Here is a 700-nt window from a genome sequence, read left to right as displayed (position 1 = left end):
TCGTGGCTCTGGTGGAGCCTATCATCTCGTCTATGAGAGCAGCGGTGAGGTTTATTACCAGAAATCTACCGATGGTGGCAGTATGTGGAGCGGCTACAAGCGCCTCAGCAGCGGCAACGGCAGCAACAAATATCCCTGCCTCGCCGAGCGCTCGGGCAGCCTCTTCGCCGTCTGGCAGCGTTACACCGGCAGCACGCATGTTGTTTATCACCGCCGCTATGCCTCCGGCGCGTGGGGCAGCACGCAGACGTTGGACAGCAATGCCGGCGCTAATGCTCCGCTGCCCGTCATCGCCAGTCCGGCAGCCAATGAGCTGATGATGGTTTACCGCTCCGGCGGCAATTTGAAATGGCGGCGCAGCACCGATAATGGTTCCTCCTGGAGCACCGCCGCGACCATTTCCGGCACGGCACTCAATTCTCCCACGGTGGCGCCGGCCAAAACCGCCTGGGGCGCCAATACCACGGCGCTGGCCTATGCCACCAATGTGATCCCCAACGCCTCCAACATTCTCCTGCATTACTACAACAGCGGCTGGAGCGCAGCCTATAATCTCAGCTCCGGCCTGCCCGGCAATCTCTCCCAGCATGCCAACCCCTCCGTCGCTGCCAGCGGCGACCTTGCCTATTGGCATCCGCACACCGCGTGGGATGCTTACGATTCGCAGTATGCCAGCCGTGTGATCCTGCACAAAGCCGGT

At 61.4% G+C, this 700-nt stretch carries 1 protein-coding gene; it reads left to right on the top strand.

Going from position 1 to position 700, the window contains the following annotated elements:
* Positions 1 to 700, top strand: a 700-nt coding sequence (locus L6R21_28100; protein MCK6563069.1) for an exo-alpha-sialidase, incomplete at both ends; no start/stop codon positions are given.

The organism is bacterium (assembly GCA_023150945.1).
GTDB lineage: Bacteria > Zhuqueibacterota > Zhuqueibacteria > Zhuqueibacterales > Zhuqueibacteraceae > Coneutiohabitans.
Note: the sequence above shows the minus strand (reverse complement) of the source record. Positions and strands in the feature narration are given on the sequence as shown.